At 67.2% G+C, this 24585-nt stretch carries 17 protein-coding genes and 2 rRNA genes; all 19 read left to right on the forward strand.

Features of this window, described 5'->3' with window-relative positions; translation table 11 throughout:
- The first annotated feature begins 193 nt into the window (after positions 1-193).
- Positions 194-1300, forward strand: coding sequence for a phenylalanine--tRNA ligase subunit alpha (gene pheS, locus AC1DWP_RS01360; RefSeq protein ID WP_477612657.1), 1107 nt, complete (start codon positions 194-196; stop codon positions 1298-1300).
- Positions 1300-3855, forward strand: a complete 2556-nt coding sequence (gene pheT / locus AC1DWP_RS01365; protein ID WP_477612658.1) for a phenylalanine--tRNA ligase subunit beta — start codon at positions 1300-1302, stop codon at positions 3853-3855. The genes pheS and pheT overlap by 1 nt, the downstream gene beginning before the upstream one ends.
- The gene (locus tag AC1DWP_RS01370) at positions 3852-4589 is read left to right on the forward strand and encodes an SDR family oxidoreductase (RefSeq protein ID WP_477612659.1); all 738 of its coding nucleotides are present in this window, start codon (positions 3852-3854) and stop codon (positions 4587-4589) included. Before pheT ends, AC1DWP_RS01370 begins: the two co-directional genes overlap by 4 nt.
- A 780-nt stretch (positions 4590-5369) precedes the next feature.
- Positions 5370-6428 carry an N-acetyl-gamma-glutamyl-phosphate reductase gene (gene argC, locus AC1DWP_RS01375; protein ID WP_477612660.1) on the forward strand — a complete coding sequence of 353 codons (1059 nt, stop codon included), beginning with the start codon at positions 5370-5372 and terminating at the stop codon, positions 6426-6428.
- Complete coding sequence (locus AC1DWP_RS01380; RefSeq protein ID WP_477612661.1) at positions 6425-6835, forward strand: ACT domain-containing protein; 411 nt, start codon at positions 6425-6427, stop codon at positions 6833-6835. The genes argC and AC1DWP_RS01380 overlap by 4 nt, the downstream gene beginning before the upstream one ends.
- Positions 6832-7983: a bifunctional glutamate N-acetyltransferase/amino-acid acetyltransferase ArgJ gene (gene argJ / locus AC1DWP_RS01385; RefSeq protein ID WP_477612662.1), complete on the forward strand. Its 1152-nt coding sequence runs from the start codon at positions 6832-6834 to the stop codon at positions 7981-7983. Before AC1DWP_RS01380 ends, argJ begins: the two co-directional genes overlap by 4 nt.
- Positions 7980-8924, forward strand: a complete 945-nt coding sequence (argB, locus tag AC1DWP_RS01390; protein WP_477612663.1) for an acetylglutamate kinase — start codon at positions 7980-7982, stop codon at positions 8922-8924. The genes argJ and argB overlap by 4 nt, the downstream gene beginning before the upstream one ends.
- The gene (locus tag AC1DWP_RS01395) at positions 8924-10129 is read left to right on the forward strand and encodes an acetylornithine transaminase (RefSeq protein ID WP_477612664.1); all 1206 of its coding nucleotides are present in this window, start codon (positions 8924-8926) and stop codon (positions 10127-10129) included. Before argB ends, AC1DWP_RS01395 begins: the two co-directional genes overlap by 1 nt.
- Positions 10126-11079 carry an ornithine carbamoyltransferase gene (argF, locus tag AC1DWP_RS01400; protein ID WP_477612665.1) on the forward strand — a complete coding sequence of 318 codons (954 nt, stop codon included), beginning with the start codon at positions 10126-10128 and terminating at the stop codon, positions 11077-11079. Before AC1DWP_RS01395 ends, argF begins: the two co-directional genes overlap by 4 nt.
- A gap of 4 nt (positions 11080-11083) precedes the next feature.
- The gene (locus AC1DWP_RS01405; protein WP_477612666.1) at positions 11084-11596 is read left to right on the forward strand and encodes an arginine repressor; all 513 of its coding nucleotides are present in this window, start codon (positions 11084-11086) and stop codon (positions 11594-11596) included.
- Complete coding sequence (gene argH, locus AC1DWP_RS01410) at positions 11593-13020, forward strand: argininosuccinate lyase (protein ID WP_477612667.1); 1428 nt, start codon at positions 11593-11595, stop codon at positions 13018-13020. The genes AC1DWP_RS01405 and argH overlap by 4 nt, the downstream gene beginning before the upstream one ends.
- Positions 13021-13124: 104 nt before the next feature.
- A complete protein-coding gene (locus AC1DWP_RS01415; protein WP_477612668.1) occupies positions 13125-13415 on the forward strand; it encodes a hypothetical protein in 291 nt (96 codons plus the stop codon).
- A gap of 1 nt (position 13416) precedes the next feature.
- Entirely contained in the window at positions 13417-14232 is an 816-nt protein-coding gene (locus AC1DWP_RS01420) for a hypothetical protein (RefSeq protein ID WP_477612669.1), read from the forward strand.
- A gap of 10 nt (positions 14233-14242) precedes the next feature.
- Complete coding sequence (locus tag AC1DWP_RS01425; RefSeq protein ID WP_477612670.1) at positions 14243-16165, forward strand: fumarate reductase/succinate dehydrogenase flavoprotein subunit; 1923 nt, start codon at positions 14243-14245, stop codon at positions 16163-16165.
- On the forward strand, positions 16162-16914 hold the full coding sequence (locus tag AC1DWP_RS01430; protein ID WP_477612671.1) for a succinate dehydrogenase/fumarate reductase iron-sulfur subunit: 753 nt from the start codon (positions 16162-16164) through the stop codon (positions 16912-16914). Before AC1DWP_RS01425 ends, AC1DWP_RS01430 begins: the two co-directional genes overlap by 4 nt.
- Positions 16878-17540 carry a DNA-3-methyladenine glycosylase gene (locus tag AC1DWP_RS01435; RefSeq protein ID WP_477612672.1) on the forward strand — a complete coding sequence of 221 codons (663 nt, stop codon included), beginning with the start codon at positions 16878-16880 and terminating at the stop codon, positions 17538-17540. Before AC1DWP_RS01430 ends, AC1DWP_RS01435 begins: the two co-directional genes overlap by 37 nt.
- A gap of 63 nt (positions 17541-17603) precedes the next feature.
- Positions 17604-18866: a tyrosine--tRNA ligase gene (gene tyrS, locus AC1DWP_RS01440; RefSeq protein WP_477613409.1), complete on the forward strand. Its 1263-nt coding sequence runs from the start codon at positions 17604-17606 to the stop codon at positions 18864-18866.
- Between the two features lie 692 nt (positions 18867-19558).
- A 16S ribosomal RNA gene (locus tag AC1DWP_RS01445) occupies positions 19559-21084 on the forward strand.
- Positions 21085-21436: 352 nt separating this feature from the next.
- Positions 21437-24549: ribosomal RNA gene (locus tag AC1DWP_RS01450) — 23S ribosomal RNA — on the forward strand.
- Together the 16S and 23S rRNA genes form the textbook arrangement of a ribosomal RNA operon.
- The last annotated feature ends 36 nt before the right edge of the window (positions 24550-24585 follow it).

The raw sequence follows: 24585 nt of genomic DNA on the forward strand, positions 1-24585 counted from the left end.
CCGCTGCACTGAGGGCCACCGACGCAGCCGTCCCGGTGCGTCACCACGCCGGCCGACCGGCATACCTCATCGCAGTTGCCGCTCCGTCCCGAAGGCCGAACCCAGCCCCGAGGGCGCAGCCATGCGGCCCCTAGACTTCGGTGCGCCGCCTCCGGTGCGCCGTGCTGACCAGCCGATGAGCAGAGTGGAAGACATGTCAGGACCGAACAAGCAGTACGACCCCGTCGAGGTCGCAGCGCTCGATCCCGCCGTGGTGGAGCAGGCCGTCGCCGATGCCCGGCAGGCCATCGCCGCCGCCGCGGACCTCGACGAGCTGAAGGCCGCTCGACTGGCGCACCAGGGCGAGAAGAGTGCCCTGGCGCTGGCCAACCGCGAGATCGGTGCGCTGCCACCCAGTGCCAAGGCCGAGGCCGGCAAGCGCGTTGGCCAGGCCCGCGGCCAGGTGGCCCAGGCGCTCGCCGCACGGCAGGCGGAGCTCGAGGCCGAGCGCGACGAGCGCATCCTGGTGGACGAGACCGTCGACGTGACGGTGCGGGTGCCGCGCAGGCCGATGGGGGCCCGCCACCCGATCAGCCTCGTCTCCGAGCGCGTCGAGGACATCTTCGTCTCCATGGGCTGGGAGATCGCCGAGGGACCCGAGGTCGAGTCCGAGTGGCTGACCTTCGACGCCTTGAACATCCCGGCCGACCACCCTGCCCGTCAGGAGCAGGACACCTTCTTCGTCGAGCCGGCCGGCTCCGGGCTCGTCCTGCGCACCCACACCTCGCCGGTGCAGGTCCGCACGATGCTCGACCGCGAGCCGCCCATCTACGTCCTGTGTCCCGGCAAGGTGTTCCGCACCGACGACCTCGACGCGACCCACACGCCGGTGTTCCACCAGTTCGAGGGACTGGTGGTCGACGAAGGCATCACGATGGCCCACCTCAAGGGCACCCTGGACGCGTTCGTCCAGCGGCTGTTCGGCGAGGGCATCGTGACCCGGCTGCGTCCCAACTACTTCCCGTTCACCGAGCCGAGCGCCGAGATCGACTGCCGTTGCTGGATCTGCGGCGGGTCGGGCTCGCTGGACGGCGACAAGTGCCGCACCTGTGGTGGCACCGGCTGGATCGAGCTCGGCGGATCGGGGATGGTCAACCAGCGCGTGCTGCGGGCGGCGGGGGTCGACACCGACCGCTACACCGGCTTCGCGTTCGGGCTCGGCATCGAGCGCTCGCTCATGCAGCGCCACAACGTCGCCGACATGCACGACATCGTCGAGGGAGACGTCCGCTTCTCCCAGCAGTTCGGAATGGAGATCTGATGCACGCGCCCGTGTCCTGGCTGCGCGAGCTCGCCGACGTCCCCGCGGACGCCACCGGTGAGGACATCGCTGCTGCGCTCGTGCGCGTCGGCCTCGAGGAGGAGGGCCTGCACGGTGGCGACATCGCCGGTCCCCTCGTCGTCGGCCGGGTGCTGTCGGTCGAGCCCGAGCCGCAGAAGAACGGCAAGACGATCAACTGGTGCACCGTCGACGTCGGCGAGCACGGCCAGCGCGTCTCCGAGGGCAAGGCCCAGGAGATCGTCTGCGGGGCGCACAACTTCACCGTCGGTGACCTCGTCGTCTGCGTGCTCCCCGGGGGGGTGCTGCCGGGCGGGTTCGAGATCTCCGCACGGAAGACCTACGGCCACGTGTCCAACGGCATGATCTGCTCGGCCCGCGAGCTCGGGCTCGGTGAGGACCACGACGGCATCATCGTGCTGTCGGAGCTGTTGGGTGCCGAGGCTGCCGCCACCCTCACCCCTGGTGACGACGCCATCGCGTTGCTCGGCCTGGCCGACGAGGTCGTGGAGGTCAACGTCACCCCCGACCGCGGCTACTGCTTCTCGATGCGTGGCATCGCGCGCGAGTACGCGTTGTCGACCGGCGCGACGTTCCGCGACCCCGCCGAGATCACGTCCCCGGAGCCCACCGACGCCGGGTATGCCGTGGAGCTCGCCGATGCCTCGCCGCTCGAAGGCGTGCCGGGCTGCGACCGCTACGTCGCTCGCGTCGTGCGCGGCGTCGACGTCACGGCGTCGAGCCCCCGCTGGATGCAGAAGCGGCTCACGCAGGTCGGGATGCGACCGATCTCGCTGGCGGTCGACGTCACCAACTACGTGATGATGCTGCTGGGCCAGCCGCTGCACGCCTTCGACCTCGACACCCTGTCGGGTTCGATCGGGACCCGTCGCGCCCGGCCGGGGGAGAAGCTCACCACGCTCGACGACGTCGCGCGCGCGCTCGACCCCGAGGACCTCCTCATCGTCGACGGGGCCGACACCCCGCTGGCCATCGCGGGGGTCATGGGTGGCGCTGCCTCGGAGGTCACCGAGAGGACCACCAACGTCCTGATCGAGGCGGCCCACTTCGACCCGATCACCGTGGCCCGGTCCTCGCGTCGGCACCGCCTCACCACCGAGGCGTCCAAGCGGTTCGAGCGCGGCGTCGACCACGCCGTCGCCGCAGCTGCCGCGGAGCTGGCGGTCGACCTGCTGGTCGAGCACGGAGGTGGCACGGCTGACGCCGGCGTCACCGACGTCGACCACCGCGCGCCGGCCCAGCCGTTCGACTTCGACACCACCCTGCCGACCCGCTACATCGGGCTCGACTACCCCCGTGAGGAGGTGCTCGCGACGCTTCGCGCCATCGGCTGCGTGGTGACGGCAACCGAATCCGGCGCCGGCGCCGGCGCAGACCTCGTCAGCGTGCTGCCGCCCTCCTGGCGGCCCGACCTCACCAACGGACCCGAGCTGGTCGAGGAGGTCGCGCGGGTGCGTGGCTACGACCAGATCCCGTCGGTCCTGCCCCAGCCCAAGGCAGCCGGCCGCGGCCTCACCCATGGCCAGCGAATCCGTCGGGTCGTCGCCACGACCTTGGCCCACCAGGGACTCACCGAGGTGCTGAGCTATCCGTTCGTCTCCCGGTCGCTGTTCGACCGGCTCGGCCTGCCCGCTGACGACGAGCGCAGGCACGTGGTCTCGCTGGTCAACCCGCTGTCCGAGGAGGCGCCCGTCATGCGCACGTCGGTGCTCGACACACTGCTCGACACCCTGCGCCGCAACGTCGCTCGTGGTGCGCGCGACATCGCCGTCTACGAGATCGGCCTCGTCACGCGCGCCCAGCAGGACCCCACGAGCGCGCCCGTCCCCGGCATCGAGTCGCGTCCCGACGACGAGACTCTCGCCGCCATCCTCGGTGCCGTACCGGCGCAGCCCCGCCACGCGGCATACGCGGCTGCTGGTGAGGTCGAGCACGGAGGGCCCTGGGGGCCGGGTCGCAAGGCCGACACCTCGGACGCCGTGGCGTGGGCGCTGGCGGTGGGCCGGTCCGTGGGCCTGGACCTCGTGGTCGCGTCCGTCGTCCGTGCCCCGTGGCACCCCGGGCGCTGCGCCGAGCTGGCCCTGGCCGACGGCACAGTGGTGGGCTACGCGGGTGAGCTGCACCCCAAGGTGACGGCCGCCCTCGAGCTGCCCGCGCGCACCGTCGCCGGCGAGCTCGACGTCGACGTGCTCGTCGCGGCGACGGGCACGCCCCTGCAGGCGAGTGCCCTGTCGACCTATCCGTTGGCCCACACGGACGTCGCCCTCGTGGTCGACGAGACTGTGCCGGCAGCCGCCGTGGAGGCAGCCCTGCGCGAGGGCGCGGGGGAGAGCCTCGAGTCCGTGGCGTTGTTCGATGTCTACCGCGGCGAGCAGGTCGAGGCGGGCAAGAAGTCGTTGGCCTACCGCCTGACCTTCCGTGCCACCGACCGGACGCTGACCACCGACGAGGTGAGTGCGCTGCGCGACAAGGCCGTCGCCGCGGCCGCGGCCCGCACCGGCGCGATCCAGCGGTGAGCGCAGCCCCCGTCGCCGTGGTGACCGGCGCCTCCCGCGGCATCGGTCAGCACCTCGCCACCACCCTCGAGCAGGCCGGGTATGCCGTGGAGCGCGGCTCGCGCTCCGTCGCGCCGGTCACCGACCGGGCGGCTGTCGAGCGCTGGGTGGCTGACATCATCGCTCGCCGTGCGCGGATCGACCTGCTGGTCAACAACGCGGGTGTCATCGACGCCGAGGTGTCGCTGCCCCACAGCGACCCCGACGAGTGGTGGCAGACCGTCGAGGTGAACCTGCGCGGTCCCTACCTCACGACCCACGCGGTGCTCCCGCACATGGTGGCGGCTGGGTCGGGCCGGATCGTCAACATCAACTCGGGGGCGGCCTACCGCAACGGCGACAGCGCCACCGCGTACAACGTCAGCAAGGGCGCCCTCGCCCGCCTCACCGCCGCGACGGGCCTGAACTCCGTCCACGGCGTGCGCGCCTTCGACCTGGCCCCAGGCGTGGTCCGCACCGACATGACCGAGGCGATGGACGCCCATCGCGAGCGCACTGAGTGGACCGCGCCCGCTGTCGTGGCGGAGCTGCTGCTCGCCATCGCTGCTGGCGAGCTTGACGACTGGAACGGTCGCATGGTCCGCGCCGGCGTCGACACCCCTGAGTCCCTGCGCGCCCGAGCCGGTCGGGGGCTGGGCGAGGCCGACCGCACCCTGGGGTTGCTGCGCTGGGGCGACGACGACCCGCTGACCTGAACGAGCCGGGGTCGTGCATGCTTCGCGGTAGACCCGAGCCCCTAGCCGGGAGGGCCGCACGTGCAGAGTGACACCCTCGGCGTCAGGGTGAGAGTGCCGGACTGCTCGCCATCTCGGAGCGCGAGGGTCGCAGTCGGAACCTTGACGGGTTCGTCACCGGTCACCGCAAACCGCCCGACGACCTGGACCGTGCTGCCAGCAGCGACGCGGAACGGCTCGAACGGGGGCAAGGCCCGAGGCGACCAGGCCACGGCGGCGAATACCTGATCGGGACGAAGGGCGACAGACGCCCCTGTCCCGCAACTCCCATCGCTGCGCCGAGCTCCACCCCCACGACGTCGATGGCGTGGGCGCAGGGGTTCTGGAGCATCCCCAGGGTGACGTCCCAGAACCGGTCCTTCCTGACGCTGTACTGCACGAACGCAGCGGAGTCGGAAACGTCGAGGAGTCCGCGGCATGGTGTTGCCTGCGGAGGTCTGGTATCGGCGCCGCACCCGCCCGCCATGAGGACCGCCAGGAGTGCGAGCCCCGCTACGTGATGCCGCACGTTGACCCCCAGCCGCTGAACGCGGGCGAGTCATCGCGGGCAACGCAGTAGGTGCTGTTGGCAGTGGGCACTCATGCGCACCCCTCCGTTCGTCAGCCTCCCCCCTTGGGCGACTCGAGACAGCACCGTACGAGAAGGTGGCTAGACAAGCCAGAAGACTGGTCAGACCTTTACCCGTCATTCGCCGCCCACGAGTTGTGCATGAGTGTGCACGCTCGTGTATGTTTATGCACATGGTGAGAGCGGCAGTGGCAGGGGCGAGCGGGTATGCCGGAGGCGAGATCCTCCGGTTGCTGCTCGGGCACCCCGAGGTCGAGATCGGCGCGCTGACCGCGGGTTCCAGTGCCGGTCAGCGTCTGGGGGACGTCCACCCCCACCTCACCCCGCTCGCCGACCGGGTCATCGAGGACACCACGCTCGAGGTGCTCGCCGGGCATGACGTGGTGTTCCTCGCCCTGCCTCACGGCCACTCGGCCGCGCTCGCCGCGCAGCTGCCCGACTCGGTCACGGTGATCGACTGCGGCGCGGACTTCCGGTTGCGCGACGAGTCGGCGTGGACGACCTTCTACGACACCCCCTATGCCGGGTCGTGGGCCTACGGGCTGCCCGAGCTGCCCGTGGGCGGTGGCAGCCAGCGCGAGGCGCTCGTGGGGACCAGCCACATCGCAGTACCAGGCTGCTACCCGACTGCCGTCTCGCTGGCCCTCGCCCCCGGGTATGCCGCCGGGTTGCTGTCGGGGGAGGACGTGGTCGTCGTGGCGGCATCCGGCACCTCGGGCGCCGGCAAGTCCCTGAAGCCGCACCTGCTCGGCGCCGAGGTGATGGGGGCGATGTCCCCCTACGGCGTCGGTGGGGTCCACCGGCACACCCCCGAGATCGAGCAGAACCTCACGGCGGCCGGGGGAGTGGACAGCACCGACGTCCGCGTGTCCTTCACGCCAACGCTCGCGCCGATGCCACGGGGGATCCTCGCGACCTGCACCGCCCGCCTGGCCGACGGCGTGAGCGACACCGACGCACGCGGCATACGGGAGACGTGGGCGAAGGCCTATGCCGACGAGCCGTTCGTCCACCTCCTGCCCGAAGGGCAGTGGCCGTCCACCGCGAGCGTCCTGGGCAGCAACTGCGTGCACATCCAGGTCACGTTCGACGACAGGACCGGGCGGGTCATCGCCGTCGCGGCGGTGGACAACCTCACCAAGGGAACGGCAGGTGCCGCTGTGCAGTGCATGAACCTCGCCCTCGGGCTGCCCGAGACAACCGGCCTGCCGATCGCAGGGGTGTCGCCATGAGCCTGCCGTTGCACCTGATGCGGCACGCCGAGCCGGTCGCCTTCGTCCGGCTGCCGGCCGGCCAGGAGCCCGCGTGGGACTGGCGGACCGGCCCGCTGGCCTCGATCACCTACACCGACAGCGAGACCTCGGTGGTCTGCGCGTTCGACTCGGTGCCCAAGGACGCTCGGGTGCAAGGACCGCTGACCGCGTTCGAGATCGCCGGGCCGCTGGACTTCTCGACGGTCGGTGTCCTGTCGGGCTTGCTCGAGCCGCTGGCCAAGCAGGGCATCAGCATCCTCGCGCTCTCGACTTACGACACCGACTGGATCCTCATCGGTTCCGAGCACGCCGACGAGGCGATGGCCACCTGGAAGCGTGGGGGCAACACCGCGGCACCGGCCAGGCTCTCGGGAGGCACCTCATGAGCGTGACCGCAGCGCAAGGTTTCCGGGCGTCCGGCGTCGTCGCCGGCCTCAAGGCCAGCGGAAACCCTGACCTCGCACTCGTCGTCAACGACGGCCCGGACCACCACGGCGCGGCAGTGTTCACCAGCAACAGGGTCGAGGCCGCCCCGGTCACCTGGTCGCGCCAGGTCGTCGGTGACGGCCGGGTCGATGCGGTGGTGCTCAACTCCGGTGGTGCCAACGCGTGCACGGGTGCCCAGGGCTTCGCCGACACCCACGCCACGGCCGAGAAGGTCGCCGAGGTCCTCGGCGTCTCCGCTGGTGACGTCGTCGTCTGCTCGACCGGTCTGATCGGCGAGCTGCTGCCCATGCCGTCACTGCTCGAAGGAGTCGAGCGGGCAGGTGGCGCGCTCGCACCAGAAGGTGGGGTGGACGCCGCGATCGCCATCAAGACCACGGACACGGTCCACAAGGTGGCGCAGGCACAGCGCGACGGCTGGGTCGTGGGCGGGATGGCCAAGGGCGCCGGCATGCTCGCTCCGGCGCTCGCCACGATGCTCGTCGTCGTGACGACCGATGCCGTCGTCGCGCCCGCGGAGCTGAATGGCGTCCTGCGCGCCGCCACGGCCGTGACCTTTGACCGCATCGACTCCGACGGCTGCCAGTCCACCAACGACACGGTCCTGCTGCTCGCGTCGGGCGCCTCCGGCGTCACGGTCGACGCAGCCGACCTCACTGCGGCCGTCACCGAGGTCTGCGCGAGCCTCGCCAGGCAGCTCATCGCCGACGCCGAGGGCGCCCGCCACGACATCGCCATCGAGGTGCGGACCGCTGCCTCCGTGGACGACGCGCTCGAGGTGGCCCGCTCGATCGCCCGCAACAACCTGTTCAAGTGTGCGGTCTTCGGCAACGACCCCAACTGGGGGCGCGTGCTCGCCGCCGTGGGCACCACCAAGGCTGCCTTCGCCCCCCACCAGCTCGACGTGTCGATCAACGGCGTCGAGGTATGCCGCGCGGGCGGCGTGGGCGAGGACCGCACCCTCGTGGACCTCACCCCCCGCGAGGTCCACGTGGTCGTCGACCTCCACGCCGGAGACCGCTCGGTCACGGTCTGGACCAACGACCTCACCCACGACTACGTCCACGAGAACTCGGCCTACTCCTCATGACTCCACCGCCCAGCCGTCCGACCAACACCGTTCGCGGCCACATCGGGGCCGCCGCCCTGCGCGTCGCCCAGGGCAAGGCCCAGACGCTCGTCGAAGCGCTGCCCTGGCTCGAGCAGTTCCGGGGTGCCCTCGTCGTCGTCAAGTACGGCGGCAACGCGATGGTGGACGACAACCTCAAGGCCGCGTTCGCGCAGGACGTGGCCTTCCTGCGGTATGCCGGACTGCGCCCCGTGGTCGTCCACGGCGGCGGTCCCCAGATCGCGACCATGCTCGACCGGCTGGGTCTGCAGAGCGAGTTCCGGGGCGGCCTGCGCGTCACGACGCCCGAGGTGATGGACGTCGTGCGGATGGTCCTCACGGGTCAGGTCGGTCGCGAGCTCGTCGGGCTGCTCAACCAGCACGGTCCCGTGGCCGTGGGGCTGTCCGGCGAGGACGCCGCCCTCTTCGGCGCCCGCCGCCGCGGCACCCGCGTCGACGGTGAAGAGGTCGACCTCGGACTGGTCGGGGACGTCGAGACGGTCAACCCCGGGGCGGTGCAGGACATCCTGGACGCCGGGCGCATCCCCGTCGTGTCCACCGTGGCTCCCGACCTCGACGTCGAAGGCCAGGTCCTCAACATCAACGCCGACACGGCCGCCGCAGCACTGGCCGTCGCGCTCAAGGCCCACAAGCTCGTCATGCTGACTGACGTGGAGGGCGTGTACGCCGACTGGCCGGACCGCGACTCGCTGCTGTCGTCGCTGACCGTGAGAGGGGCGCAGGAGCTGCTCGCCAACGTGGACGCGGGCATGATCCCCAAGCTCGAGGCGTGCATCCGGGCGGTTGAGGGTGGCGTCCCCCAGGCGCACGTCATCGACGGACGCCAACCCCATTCCCTCCTCCTGGAGGTCTTCACCTCCGAGGGGATCGGCACGATGATCGTCCCGGACGAGGAGTCCTGATGGGGGCGCGCAACGAGGAGCTGTTGGCCCGCTACCAGCGCTCGGTCATGGGTGTCTTCGGACTTCCGCCTCTGGTGCTGTCGCACGGCAGCGGGTGCCACGTCTGGGACGTCGACGGCAACCGCTACCTCGACCTCGTCGGCGGCATCGCCGTCAACGCGCTGGGCCACGGCCACCCGGCGCTGGTGAGTGCGATCAGCAAGCAGGCTGGCGAGGCGATCCACGTCTCCAACCTCTTCACCTCCGAGGGGCAGATCGCCCTGGCGGAGCGGCTGATCGAGCTCGCCGGCGCCCCAGAGGGCTCCGCCGTCTTCTTCGCGAACTCGGGGGCCGAGGCGATCGAGGCCGCGATCAAGCTGAGCCGCCGCACCGGCCGGTCGGGCATCGTCGCCGCCGAGGGAGCCTTCCACGGACGCACGACGGGTGCCCTGGCGCTGACCCACAAGCCCGCGTACCGCGAGCCCTTCGAGCCACTCATCGCCGGCGTCAGCCACGTCCCGTTCGGCGATGAAGCCGCCCTCCGTGCCGCCGTCACGTCCGAGACCGCCGCCGTCGTCCTCGAGCCGGTGCAAGGTGAGGCCGGCGTGCTGAGCCCCGGCACGGCATACCTCCAGCTGGCCCGTGAGCTGACCCGGGAGCATGGCGCCCTGCTCGTCCTGGACGAGATCCAGACGGGCATCGGCCGCACCGGGACGTGGTTCGCCTTCCAGCAGGCGGGCATCGTCCCCGACGCCATCACCCTCGCCAAGGGGCTCGGCGGGGGAGTGCCCATCGGCGCGCTCGTCGCCTTCGGTCCCGAGGTGGCAGGGCTGCTCACGGCCGGTCAGCACGGCAGCACCTTCGGCGGGAACCCGCTCGCGGCGGCCGCCGGGCTGGCGGTCCTGGAGACCATCGAGGACCAGGGGCTACTCGCCCACGCCGCGCAGGCTGGACAGCACCTCGCGGATTCCGTTCTCGCCCTTGGTCATCCGCTCATCACGGAGGTGCGCGGGGCCGGACTCCTGCGCGCCATCGTGCTGTCCCGGCCCGTGGCGGCGCAGGTGGCGTCCCTGGCGCGCGTCGCGGGGTTCATCGTCAATCCCGTTGCGCCGCAGGCGATCCGGCTTGCGCCACCCTTGGTCATCAGCACCGAGGAGCTGGACTCCTTCGTCAACGCCCTGCCCGCGCTGCTCGACGCAGCCACCAACTCCGAGGACACCGCATGAGCCTTCGTCACTTCCTGCGCGACGACGACCTGACCGCCGAGGAACAGGCACTGGTCCTCCAGCGGGCGGTCGAGCTGAAGGCTGCGCCGTTCTCCCGACGTCCGCTCGAGGGCCCGCGCACCGTGGCCGTGGTGTTCGACAAGCCGACGCTGCGCACCCAGGTGTCCTTCGCCGGCGCCATCACGGGGTTGGGCGGCTACCCCCTCGTGGTGGACGGCAACCTCGCCCAGATCGGGGTCCGCGAGTCCATCGCCGACACCGCGAGGGTGCTGGGCAGGCAATCCGCAACCATCGTGTGGCGCACCTTCGGCCAGGACCGCATCGAGGAGCTCGCTGCCCACGCCGGCGTCCCGGTCGTCAATGCGCTCACCGACGAGTTCCACCCGTGCCAGATCCTCGCCGACCTCGTCACCGTCCTCGAGCACAAGGGCGCCCTGCCCGGCCTCACACTCGGTTATGTCGGGGACGGCGCCAACAACATGGCCCACTCCTACCTCCTCGGCTGCGCCCTGGCCGGCATGCACGTCCGCATCGGGACGCCCACCAGTCACCAGCCCGACCCAGCCATCCTCGCGCGGGCGACCGAGATCGCCGCCGCGCAGGGTGGCTCGGTGGTGGTCACCGACGACGCCGCGGCAGCGGTCAAGGGTGTCGACGTCGTGGTCACCGACACCTGGGTCTCGATGGGGATGGAGGGGGAGAAGGGCGAGCGTCAGGGGGCGGCCAGCCCGTTCACGCCGTACGCCGTGACCCAGGAGCTCATGGCCCATGCAGCGGCCGACGCCATCTTCCTCCACTGCCTGCCGGCCTACCGGGGCTTCGAAGTCGAAGCGGCGGTCATCGACGGACCCCAGTCCGTGGTCTGGGACGAGGCCGAGAACCGCCTCCACGCACAGAAGGCCCTCCTGTCGTTCCTCCTCGAGGGCGCCGACGGCACAGAGGAGGCCTGAGCCGATGAGCCTCGCTGCCACCCGGACCGGTCGCCAGCAACGGATCGTGACCATCCTCGGGCGCACCGAGGTCCGGTCGCAGAACGAGCTGCTCGACCTGCTCGCCGACGACGGGATCGACGTCACCCAGGCCACCTTGTCGCGTGACCTGCTGGAGCTCGGGGCCGTCAAGGTCCGCTCCGGACGCACGCTCGTCTATGCCGTGCCGGGGGAGGGTGGCGACCGCACCGCTCGTCCGGCGCCCGACCGCACCCAGCTCACCGCCCGACTACGGCGCGTGTGCGAGGAGCTGCTCGTGACGGCCGAGCCGTCGCACAACCTCGTCGTGCTGCGCACTCCTCCGGGGGCGGCGAACTACCTCGCCTCGGCCATCGACCACGCGGCACTGGCGGGGGTGCTGGGCACGATCGCTGGCGACGACACCATCATGGTCATCACCACCGGGACCGCGGCCAGCCGCAAGGTTGCCAACGACCTGCTCGGCCAGGCCACCCCCCACACGGAGGAGAACGAGTGAGCGAGCAGAAGGTCAGCCTCTGGGGCGGACGCTTTGCGGGAGGGCCGGCCGATGCGCTGGCCGCGCTCAGCAAGTCCACCCACTTCGACTGGCGGCTCGCTCAGTACGACATCGCCGGGTCACGAGCCCACGCCCGGGTGCTGCACTCCGCGGGCCTGCTCGACGATGACGGCCTCGACGCCATGCTTGCGGGGCTGGCCCAGCTGGCCGACGACGTGCGCTCCGGGGCGTTCCTGCCGGCCGAGGACGACGAGGACGTGCACACCGCCCTCGAACGCGGCCTGCTCGACCGGGCGGGAGCCGACGTCGGTGGGCGGCTGCGCGCCGGCCGGTCCCGCAACGACCAGGTGGCCACCCTGTTCCGGATGTACCTGCGCGACCACGCCCGGTCGGTGGCGGCGTTGGTGCTCGACGTCGTCGACGCCCTCGTCGACCAGTCCACCAGGAACGCCGACGTGCCGATGCCGGGGCGCACCCACCTGCAGCACGCCCAGCCGGTGCTGCTCGCACACCACCTGCTCGCCCACGCCTGGGCCCTGTTGCGTGATGTCCAGCGGCTCCAGGACTGGGACGCGCGGGCGGCGGTCTCGCCATACGGCTCCGGTGCCCTCGCTGGGTCCTCGCTCGGCCTCGACCCCGAGGCGGTCGCCGCAGACCTGGGGTTCACCACATCGGTCGAGAACTCGATCGACGGCACCGCCTCCAGGGACTTCGTCGCCGAGTTCGCCTTCGTCGCCGCGATGACCGCGGTCGACATCTCGCGGCTCGCCGAGGAGGTGGTGATCTGGGCGACCAAGGAGTTCTCCTTCGTCAGGCTCGACGACGCCTACTCGACCGGGTCGAGCATCATGCCGCAGAAGAAGAACCCCGATGTCGCCGAGCTGGCGCGCGGCAAGGCTGGTCGCCTCGTCGGCGACCTGACCGGCCTGATGACCACCCTCAAGGCGTTGCCGCTGGCCTACAACCGCGACCTCCAGGAGGACAAGGAGCCGGTGTTCGACGCCGTCGACACCCTCGAGGTCCTCCTGCCGGCGTTCAGCGGGATGGTGGCGACGATGGTGTTCGACACCGACCGGCTCGCCTCGCTGGCGCCGCAGGGCTTCTCGCTGGCCACTGACATCGCCGAGTGGCTGGTCCGTGAGGGAGTGCCGTTCCGGGTGGCCCACGAGGTCGCCGGCGCGTGCGTCCGGGTCTGCGAGGACCGGGGGATCGAGCTGTGGGACCTGACCGACGCCGACCTGGCGGAGGTCTCGGAGCACCTGACGCCGGGAGTTCGCAGCGTCCTGTCCGTCGAGGGCTCGCTGGCCTCCCGCAACGCCAAGGGAGGCACCGCACCGGAGCGGGTCGCGGAGCAGCAGAACCGGGTCGTGGAGGCAGTCAACGCTGCCCGTGCGTGGGCCAGTGAGCCCATCGCGGTGCGCTGACGGCATACCCGTCGGCCGGCTTCCGAGAAATCTCGGGAGCCACGCGATAGGTTCGTGACGCGGGTCACAGGCGATCCGCATCCTCCTTGCGAAGGGAAGGTGTCATGGGCGTCAGCGACGACCTCACGGCGGCTGCGGGACACGTGGCCGGGCTCCGACGGGCGGTGACCGCGCTCTCCAAGGAGCTCGGCAACACCATCGACATCCAGCGGCTGCGCGACGACGTCGTGCGCCTTGCCGACGACGTCGACCTCGTGGCCCGAGGTGCCGGAGTGGGCTCCCAGGACCGCGCCGGAGGCCCGGGCGAGATCGTCTTCATCACGGACGAGGAGTACGACCCCTCACTGTGGTCCGACGCCGAGGACGAGGGCGTCGGCCCCTCCAGGGACCACTGAGGTGGCCTACGTCCCCTTCAGCGGAGGCGTTCATGCACCAGGCCGGGCCCGCATCGCGGCTCGCACGCTGCGCGAGGACCGCTGGTGGCTCCAGCCGTTCGTCACCTTCGTCTGCTTCACGGCCTGGCTCCTCTATGGCCTGGTTCGCGCGAGCCTCCAGAAGGACTACTTCGTCGCCGACTACGGCTACCTCACGCCCTTCTACTCGCCCTGCCTGTCCACCTCGTGCGTCCCCGGGTCGACGCACTTCGGCACGCCCTTCGGCGAGTGGCCCGCGCTCATCCCGTTCGCCGCGCTGACACTGCCGTTCCTGCTGCTCTTCCGGCTGACCTGCTACTACTACCGCAAGGCCTACTACCGCTCGTTCTGGGTCAGCCCGCCCGCGTGTGCGGTTCCCGAGGCGCACCAGGCCTACTCCGGGGAGACCCGGTTCCCGCTCATCATGCAGAACCTGCACCGCTACTTCTTCTACGCCGCCGTGGTGATCTCGCTCATCAACACCTACGACGTGCTGCACGCGTTCCGGGGCAGGGACGGCGGCTTCGGGCTGGGTCTGGGCACGCTGATCCTGCTGGCCAACGTCGTGCTGCTGTGGTGCTACACCCTTGGCTGCCACTCGTGCCGCAACATCGTCGGAGGGCGGCTCAACCACTTCAGCAAGCACCCGCTCCGCTACAAGGCCTGGGGCCTCGTGGGCAAGCTCAACGCCCGCCACATGACCTTCGCGTGGGTGACCCTCGGCAGCCTCGTGGTGACCGACGCCTACATCGCGCTGGTGGCTTCCGGCTCGATCTCCGACCTCCGCCTCATCAACTAAGGGACCGCCTGTGACCGACCTCGAACGCCACGAGTACGACGTCATCGTCATCGGAGCCGGCGGTGCCGGGCTGCGGGCGGCGATCGAGGCTCGCGAGCAGGGGCTGCGGACCGCTGTGATCTGCAAGAGCCTGTTCGGCAAGGCGCACACGGTCATGGCCGAGGGCGGCATCGCGGCGTCGATGGGCAACGCCAACGCGAAGGACAACTGGGAGACCCACTTCCGCGACACGATGCGTGGCGGCAAGTTCCTCAACAACCCGCGGATGGCCGAGCTCCACGCCAAGGAAGCCCCCATGAGGGTGTGGGAGCTCGAGACCTACGGCGCGCTCTTCGACCGCACTCCCGACGGCAAGATCAGCCAGCGCAACTTCGGGGGCCACGAGTACCCCCGGCTCGCGCACGTCGGCGACCGCACCGGCCTGGAGCTGATCCGCACCCTCCAGCAGAAGATCGTCAGCCTCCAGCAGGAGGACCACCGCGAGACCGGCGACTACGAGAGCCGGCTCCGGGTCTTTGCCGAGCTCACCATCAGCGACATCCTCAAGGGCGAGGACGGCGCGGTGTCGGGTGCGTTCGGCTACTGGCGCGAGTCAGGCCGCTTCGTGCTGTTCTCTGCGCCGGCCGTCATCCTCGCCACGGGGGGTATCGGCAAGTCCTTCAAGGTCACCAGCAACTCGTGGGAGTACACCGGCGACGGCCACGCGCTGGCCCTGCGCGCCGGCGCCTCGCTCGTCAACATGGAGTTCATCCAGTTCCACCCCACGGGCATGGTCTGGCCTCCGTCGGTCAAGGGCATCCTCGTCACCGAGTCGGTGCGCGGCGACGGCGGAGTGCTGCGCAACTCCGAGGGAAAGCGCTTCATGTTCGACTACGTCCCCGACGTCTTCCGTGGCCAGTACGCCGACACGGAGGAGGAGGCGGACCGCTGGTACAAGGACCCCGAGAACAACAAGCGACCCCCAGAGCTGCTGCCGCGTGACGAGGTGGCCCGCGCCATCAACAACGAGGTCAAGGAGGGGCGCAGCTCACCCCATGGTGGCGTCTTCCTGGACGTGTCCACGCGCCTGCCCGCCGAGGAGATCCGCCGCCGGCTCCCGTCGATGCACCACCAGTTCAAGGAGCTGGCCGACGTCGACATCACGGCCGAGCCCATGGAGGTCGGCCCCACGTGCCACTACGTCATGGGCGGCGTCGAGGTCGACGCCGACACCGCGGCCACCAGCGTGCCCGGACTGTATGCCGCGGGCGAGGTTGCTGGAGGCATGCACGGTTCCAACCGCCTCGGCGGAAACAGCCTGTCGGACCTGCTCGTCTTCGGCCGCCGGGCGGGTGTTGGCGCGGCGGAATACGTTGGTGCACTGGGGGACTCACGTCCCGCCATCAGCGACACTGACGTCGACCAGGCCGCCGAGACGGCACTGGCGCCGTTCCGGGAGGCCTCGGAGAATCCCTACACGCTCCACCAGGAGCTCCAGCAGAAGATGAACGACCTCGTCGGGATCATCCGGCGTGAGGGTGAGGTCCGCGAGGCCCTCGACATGCTTGACGACCTTGACGAGCGCGCCAAATCCGTTGGGGTGGAAGGCCATCGGCAGTTCAACCCCGGATGGCACCTCGCACTCGACCTCCGCAACATGCTCGCGGTGTGCCGCTGCGTCGCCCTCGCGGCACTGGAGCGCACCGAGTCCCGCGGTGGACACACCCGCGAGGACTTCCCGGCCATGGACCCGCAGTGGCGAGGGGTCAACCTGATCTGCACGCTCGACGAGTCCGGCGGCGTGCAGCTCAAGCGGCAGCCGGTGCCCGAGATCCGCCAGGACCTGCTCGAGCTCTTCGAGCGCACCGAGCTGTCCAAGTACCTCACCGAACCCGAACTGTCCCGCCTCGACGCGGGCGGTGCCCACAGTGCGCAGGGGAGTGACCAGTCATGAGCTACGAGGCCAAGTTCAGGGTGTGGCGGGGCGATGCCGGCGGCGGTGGCCTCGAGGACTACGCGGTCGAGGTGAACGAGGGTGAGGTCGTCCTCGACATCATCCACCGGCTCCAGGCGACCCAGACGCCAGACCTCGCGGTGCGCTGGAACTGCAAGGCCGGCAAGTGCGGGTCGTGCAGCGCCGAGATCAACGGCATGCCGCGACTGCTGTGCATGACCCGGATGAGCACGTTCACGGAGGACCAGACCATCACGGTGACGCCGCTGCGGACCTTCCCGGTGATGCGCGACCTGGTGACCGACGTGTCCTTCAACTACCAGAAGGCGCGTGAGGTGCAGGCGTTCTCCCCACCCGCGGACCTGCAGCCCGGCGAGTACCGCATGCAGCAGGTCGACGTGGAGCGCAGCCAGGAGTTCCGCAAGTGCATCGAGTGCTTCCTCTGCCAGGACGTCTGCCACGTGGTGCGCGACCACGAGGACAACAAGACGAACTTCGCGGGCCCGCGCTTCCTGATGCGGGTCGCGGAGCTCGACATGCACCCGCTTGACACGGCAGACCGCCGTCCGGCGGCCAAGGAGGAGCACGGGCTCGGCTACTGCAACATCACCAAGTGCTGCACCGAGGTCTGCCCCGAACACATCAAGATCACCGACAACGCGCTCATCCCGCTCAAGGAGCGCGTCGTCGACCGTCACTACGATCCCGTCGTGTGGCTCGGCAACAAGATCCGTCGACGCGGCGCCTGACGAGGTCCTTCTTCGCCGGCGACGTGCTCGACGTCGCCCCGGCGCTGCTCGGGGCCACCATCACGCACGCGGGCGTCACGGTGCGGCTTACCGAGGTGGAGGCGTATGCCGGGACGGCCGACCCCGGGTCGCACGCCTTTCGTGGGCCGACGCCGCGCACGGAGGTGATGTTCGGCCCGGCCGGCCACCTGTACGTCTACTTCACCTACGGCATGCACTGGTGCGCGAACATCGTGTGCGGCCCGCGCGGTGAGGCCAGCGCAGTCCTCCTGCGCGCCGGTGAGGTGGTGGCAGGCGAGGACCTCGCGGCTTCCCGACGCGTCGGGGTGGCGCGTCGCGACTGGGCGAGGGGTCCGGCCCGCCTCGCGACGACCCTCGCGCTGCGCGGCGAGCAGTCCGGCCTCGACGCCTGTATGCCGCGTGGCCCCGTCACGCTGGAGGGTCCGGCCCGCGGCGAGTGTGACTACCCCGTCCGGTCCGGTCCCCGCGTCGGGGTGTCGGGTGCAGGGGGTGACGACGCGGCATACCCCTGGCGGTTCTGGCTGGACGGTGACCCCACCGTCTCGGCGTACCGACCGGCACGGGATCGACCAACCACGTCCCGTGCACGCCGGCCACCGGCATAGGGCAGGCTGTGCGACGTGCCGCGACAGCGCGGCACGTCGTGCGACGCGAAGGAGCGACCCACCGTGAGCAACATCCTCGACGAGCTGCAGTGGCGGGGACTGGTGGCCCAGACCACCGACGAGTCCGCGCTGCGCGACGCCCTCGCCGACGGGCCGATCACGGCGTACTGCGGCTTCGACCCCACCGCACCGTCACTGCACTTCGGGAACCTCGTCCAGCTGGTGGTGATGCGACACCTGCAGCGAGCAGGCCACCGGGTCATCTGTCTCGTCGGTGGGTCGACCGGGCTGATCGGGGACCCCCGACCCTCGTCCGAACGTGTCCTCAAGACGAAGGAGCAGACCGCCGAGTGGGTGGCGAACATCGAGCGGCAGGTGCGTCCCTTCCTGTCCGTCGAGGGCGACAACCCCGCGATCTTCGTCAACAACCTCGACTGGACCGCCCCGATGTCGGCCCTGGACTTCCTGCGTGACATCGGGAAGCACTTCCGGGTCAACCAGATGGTGAAGAAGGACGCGGTGGCGGCCCGGCTGAACTCCGAGGAGGGGATCTCCTACACCGAGTTCAGCTACCAGTTGCTGCAGGGCCTGGACTACCTCCAGCTGTTCCGCGACTACGGCTGCACGCTGCAGACCGGTGGGCAGGACCAGTGGGGCAACCTCACCGCGGGGTCAGACCTGATCCACCGGGTGGAGGGCGAGTCGGTGCACCTGCTGACGACGCCCCTGCTCACGGATGCCGCCGGCAACAAGTTCGGCAAGAGCGAGGGCAACGCCATCTGGCTGTCCCCCGAGATGACCAGCCCCTACGCCTTCTACCAGTACTGGATCAACACCGAGGACGCCTCGGTGGTCACGCTGCTCAAGGTCTTCACCGACAGGTCGGCCCCTCAGATCGCGGAGCTCGAGAAGTCGCTGGCGGAGAAGCCGTTCCTGCGTGAGGCGCAGAAGGCCCTGGCGGCCGATGTGACGACGCTCGTCCACGGAGCGGCGGCGACGGCCGCTGTGCAGGCTGCCTCCGAGGCGCTGTTCGGCAAGGGGGACGTGTCGGCGCTCGATGAGCAGACCCTCGTCGACGCGACCGGCGAGCTGCCCGGCGGAGAGGTGGCCGTGGGGACGTCGGTCACCGACGCCCTCGTGGCGGTGGGACTGGTGGACTCCCGCAACGCAGCCCGCCGGGCGATCGGTGACGGCGGCGCCTCGCTGAACAACGTCAAGCTGGTTGACCCGGAGCAGGTGCTGCAGGAGTCCGACTTCCTGCACGGGCGGGTGGCGCTGCTCCGCCGGGGCCGCAAGTCCCTGGCCGCAGGGCGACGGCGTTCCTGAGGCCCACAGGCCGCTGACCAGCGGATTTGTGTTTTGCAGCAGGCGCCGTCTACTGTTCTCGACGTCAGCCCGACAGGGAGGAACGGACACCACCGCGGTGAACGAAAGTTCACGCGAAGTAGGCCGGTCCCGGGGCAGACCCCACCGAACAGCAACTGGGAAACCAGGACGCTTCGGAGCGCCCGCAAGGGTGGTCAGGAGCGGGTCGAGAGACTGCTACAGTGGGCGCCCCGCCGCAAAGCAAGCGCTTCGCCGGAGGGCATCCGCACCGCCCGAAAGGGCAGTCGGACGCCGGACAGCGAGTTTCTGGAAACAGAGACAGCCTGCTAGAGTGGGACACCTCGCGGAGAGCCAAGCGCGCTCGATCCACCGCTTCCTGCTGGAAGCGCAAGGATTTGACGCCCAAGAGCGATGCGAGTAACTTTGAAGGGTTGCCCCGGAGACAGACCGAAAGGTCAGTCGATGGTGCGCGTCCGAACCTTGAGAACTCAACAGCGTGTCAAAAATCGATGCCAATTACCTCGTCTCGAGGTGGCAGCGAACCAGGCCTACGCCTTGGGGATGCAGTCACGTCGAACGAAAATCCTTTGGTTGACAATGAATTTCTAGCAATAGCTAGTTGTTCTTGCTCAGTCAGTGAAACAACCCTTCTTGGGTAGCAGTTTCGTGGTCTTCGGACCACGAGCTAAACATCAATGGAGAGTTTGATCCTGGCTCAGGACGAACGCTGGCGGCGTGCTTAACACATGCAAGTCGAACGGTGACGGTGGGAGCTTGCTCCTACCTGATCAGTGGCGAACGGGTGAGTAACACGTGAGTAACCTGCCCCAGACTCTGGAATAACCCCGGGAAACCGGAGCTAATACCGGATACGAGACGAAGCTGCATGGCTATCGTCTGGAAAGTTTTTCGGTCTGGGATGGACTCGCGGCCTATCAGCTTGTTGGTGAGGTAATGGCTCACCAAGGCGACGACGGGTAGCCGGCCTGAGAGGGCGACCGGCCACACTGGGACTGAGACACGGCCCAGACTCCTACGGGAGGCAGCAGTGGGGAATATTGCACAATGGGCGAAAGCCTGATGCAGCGACGCCGCGTGAGGGATGACGGCCTTCGGGTTGTAAACCTCTTTCAGCAGGGAAGAAGCGAAAGTGACGGTACCTGCAGAAGAAGCACCGGCTAACTACGTGCCAGCAGCCGCGGTAATACGTAGGGTGCGAGCGTTGTCCGGAATTATTGGGCGTAAAGAGCTTGTAGGCGGTTTGTCGCGTCTGCTGTGAAAATCCGGGGCTCAACCCCGGACTTGCAGTGGGTACGGGCAGACTAGAGTGTGGTAGGGGAGACTGGAATTCCTGGTGTAGCGGTGAAATGCGCAGATATCAGGAGGAACACCGATGGCGAAGGCAGGTCTCTGGGCCACTACTGACGCTGAGAAGCGAAAGCATGGGGAGCGAACAGGATTAGATACCCTGGTAGTCCATGCCGTAAACGTTGGGAACTAGGTGTGGGTCTCATTCCACGAGATCCGTGCCGCAGCTAACGCATTAAGTTCCCCGCCTGGGGAGTACGGCCGCAAGGCTAAAACTCAAAGGAATTGACGGGGGCCCGCACAAGCGGCGGAGCATGCGGATTAATTCGATGCAACGCGAAGAACCTTACCAAGGCTTGACATATGCGAGAACGCTGCAGAGATGCAGAACTCTTTGGACACTCGCATACAGGTGGTGCATGGTTGTCGTCAGCTCGTGTCGTGAGATGTTGGGTTAAGTCCCGCAACGAGCGCAACCCTCGTTCTATGTTGCCAGCACGTAATGGTGGGGACTCATAGGAGACTGCCGGGGTCAACTCGGAGGAAGGTGGGGATGACGTCAAATCATCATGCCCCTTATGTCTTGGGCTTCACGCATGCTACAATGGCCGGTACAAAGGGCTGCGAAACCGCGAGGTGGAGCGAATCCCAAAAAACCGGTCTCAGTTCGGATTGGGGTCTGCAACTCGACCCCATGAAGTCGGAGTCGCTAGTAATCGCAGATCAGCAACGCTGCGGTGAATACGTTCCCGGGCCTTGTACACACCGCCCGTCAAGTCACGAAAGTCGGTAACACCCGAAGCCGGTGGCCCAACTCTTTGAGGGGGAGCCGTCGAAGGTGGGACTGGCGATTGGGACTAAGTCGTAACAAGGTAGCCGTACCGGAAGGTGCGGCTGGATCACCTCCTTTCTAAGGAGCACTGGTCGCGAAAGCGATCCAGAGCCTGGTCTGTAGGCGTACGTCCTACACCAGGAGCTCAAGGGTGGAACATCGATTATTTGGCGCTGACATCAACTCGCAAGCAAGTACAGGTCTTCGGACTGGGAACGCGACCGAGAGGGTGCCGGCGCCTGACACGTTGTTGGGTCCTGAGGGCTTCGGGCGAAAGCTTGAACCTCAGGCCGGTAGATCGGCCAGGACCCTTCCCACGGATGAACCACCGCACGGTGCTGTTGAACAGACACACTGCGGTAGGCACCGACACGGGGAAGGGGCCGCCCGTACCTTGAGAACTACACAGTGGACGCGAGCATCTTTGTAAACTCAAGTTTATAAGGGCAAACGGTGGATGCCTTGGCACCAGGAACCGAAGAAGGACGTAGGAATCTGCGATAAGCCTCGGGGAGTCGATAACCAGACTGTGATCCGAGGATTTCCGAATGGGGAAACCCGGCTGGAGGCAAGTCCAGTCACTCCCGCCTGAACACATAGGGCGGGTAGAGGGAACGTGGGGAAGTGAAACATCTCAGTACCCACAGGAAGAGAAAGCAACCGCGATTCCGTGAGTAGTGGCGAGCGAAAGCGGAACAGGCTAAACCGATCATGTGTGATAGCTGTCAGGCGTTGCATGGTCGGGGTCGTGGGACTTTTCAGTCAGTACTGACATTCTGACATGGAGTCAAAAATGCGCGTTATAGTCGAAGGGCATTGAAAGGCCCGGCACAGAGGGTGCGACCCCCGTAGACGAAATGATGTGCACTCCAGAGAAGTATCCCAAGTAGCACGGGGCCCGAGAAATCCCGTGTGAATCTGGCGGGACCACCCGCTAAGCCTAAATATTCCCTGGTGACCGATAGCGGACAAGTACCGTGAGGGAAAGGTGAAAAGTACCCCGGGAGGGGAGTGAAATAGATCCTGAAACCGTTTGCCTACAATCCGTTGGAGCCTCCTTGTGGGGTGACAGCGTGCCTTTTGAAGAATGAGCCTGCGAGTTAGTGCTCAGTGGCGAGGTTAACCCGTGTGGGGAAGCCGTAGCGAAAGCGAGTCCGAATAGGGCGATTTAGTCGCTGGGTCTAGACCCGAAGCGGAGTGATCTACCCATGGCCAGGTTGAAGCGACGGTAAGACGTCGTGGAGGACCGAACCCACTTAGGTTGAAAACTGAGGGGATGAGCTGTGGGTAGGGGTGAAAGGCCAATCAAACTCCGTGATAGCTGGTTCTCCCCGAAATGCATTTAGGTGCAGCGTCACGTGTTTCTTACCGGAGGTAGAGCTACTGGATAGCTAATGGGCCTCACCAGGTTACTGACGTTAGCCAAACTCCGAATGCCGGTAAGTGAGAGCGTGGCAGTGAGACTGCGGGGGATAAGCTCCGTAGTCGAGAGGGAAACAGCCCAGACCACCATCTAAGGTCCCTAAGCGTGTGCTAAGTGGGAAAGGATGTGGAGTTGCATTGACAACCAGGAGGTTGGCTTAGAAGCAGCCACCCTTTAAAGAGTGCGTAATAGCTCACTGGTCAAGTGATTCCGCGCCGACAATGTAGCGGGGCTCAAGCACACCACCGAAGCTGTGGCATTGACACTTTGCCCGGCCGTGACATCTGAGGATCCACGGTCCAAGCGTGTTGATGGGTAGGGGAGCGTCGTGTGGCCAGGGAAGCGGCGGAGTGATCCAGCCGTGGAGGCCACACGAGTGAGAATGCAGGCATGAGTAGCGAATGACGGGCGAGAAACCCGTCCGCCGAATATCCAAGGGTTCCAGGGTCAAGCTAATCTGCCCTGGGTAAGTCGGGACCTAAGGCGAGGCCGACAGGCGTAGTCGATGGACATCCGGTTGATATTCCGGAACCGGCGAAGAACCGCCCATGACGAACCTAGTGATGCTAAGCGCCTGAAGCTCGATGACGTCTTCGGACTGATTCGAGTGGAGCGCGCGACCCGATCTAGTACTAGTCAAGCGATGGAGAGACGCAGGAAGGTAGCTGAGCGTGGCGATGGTAGTCCACGTCTAAGGGTGTAGGGAGTGAGATAGGCAAATCCGTCTCACACATATCCTGAGACCTGATGGGTAACCCGTATGGGTGAAATCAGTGATCCTATGCTGCCAAGAAAATCTTCTAGCGAGGTTCGAGCCGCCCGTACCCCAAACCGACTCAGGTGGATAGGTAGAGAATACCAAGGCGATCGAGTGAATCGTGGTTAAGGAACTCGGCAAAATACCCCCGTAACTTCGGGAGAAGGGGGGCCCTGATCGTGACGGCACTTGCTGCCCGAGCGTGATCGGCCGCAGAGACCAGGGAGAAGCGACTGTTTACTAAAAACACAGGTCCGTGCGAAGTCGCAAGACGATGTATACGGACTGACGCCTGCCCGGTGCTGGAAGGTTAAGAGGACGGGTTAGTTCTTCGGGACGAAGCTCAGAATTTAAGCCCCAGTAAACGGCGGTGGTAACTATAACCATCCTAAGGTAGCGAAATTCCTTGTCGGGTAAGTTCCGACCTGCACGAATGGCGTAACGACTTCTCCACTGTCTCAACCACGAACTCGGCGAAATTGCACTACGAGTAAAGATGCTCGTTACGCGCAGCAGGACGGAAAGACCCCGGGACCTTTACTACAGCTTGGTATTGGTGTTCGGTACGGCTTGTGTAGGATAGGTGGGAGACTTTGAAGCCGGCACGCCAGTGTCGGTGGAGTCAACGTTGAAATACCACTCTGGTCGTTCTGGATATCTAACCTCGGTCCGTGATCCGGATCAGGGACAGTGCCTGGTGGGTAGTTTAACTGGGGCGGTTGCCTCCTAAAAGGTAACGGAGGCGCCCAAAGGTTCCCTCAGCCTGGTTGGCAATCAGGTTTTGAGTGTAAGTGCACAAGGGAGCTTGACTGTGAGACAGGCATGTCGAGCAGGGACGAAAGTCGGGACTAGTGATCCGGCGGTGGCTTGTGGAAGCGCCGTCGCTCAACGGATAAAAGGTACCCCGGGGATAACAGGCTGATCTTGCCCAAGAGTCCATATCGACGGCATGGTTTGGCACCTCGATGTCGGCTCGTCGCATCCTGGGGCTGGAGTAGGTCCCAAGGGTTGGGCTGTTCGCCCATTAAAGCGGTACGCGAGCTGGGTTTAGAACGTCGTGAGACAGTTCGGTCCCTATCCGCTGTGCGCGTAGGAAACTTGAGAAGGGCTATCCCTAGTACGAGAGGACCGGGATGGACGAACCTCTGGTGTGTCAGTTGTTCTGCCAAGAGCACGGCTGATTAGCTACGTTCGGAAACGATAACCGCTGAAAGCATCTAAGCGGGAAGCGTGCTTCAAGATGAGGTTTCCATGGACTTAGGTCCGAGAGGCTCCCAGCTAGACTACTGGGTTGATAGGCCAGACGTGGAAGTGCAGTAATGCATGTAGCTGACTGGTACTAATAAGCCGATAACTTGATTACAAAGATGCTACGCGTCCACTGTGTGGTTCCCGAGAT

The sequence above is a fragment of the Pedococcus sp. P2_F6 genome (assembly GCF_056403675.1).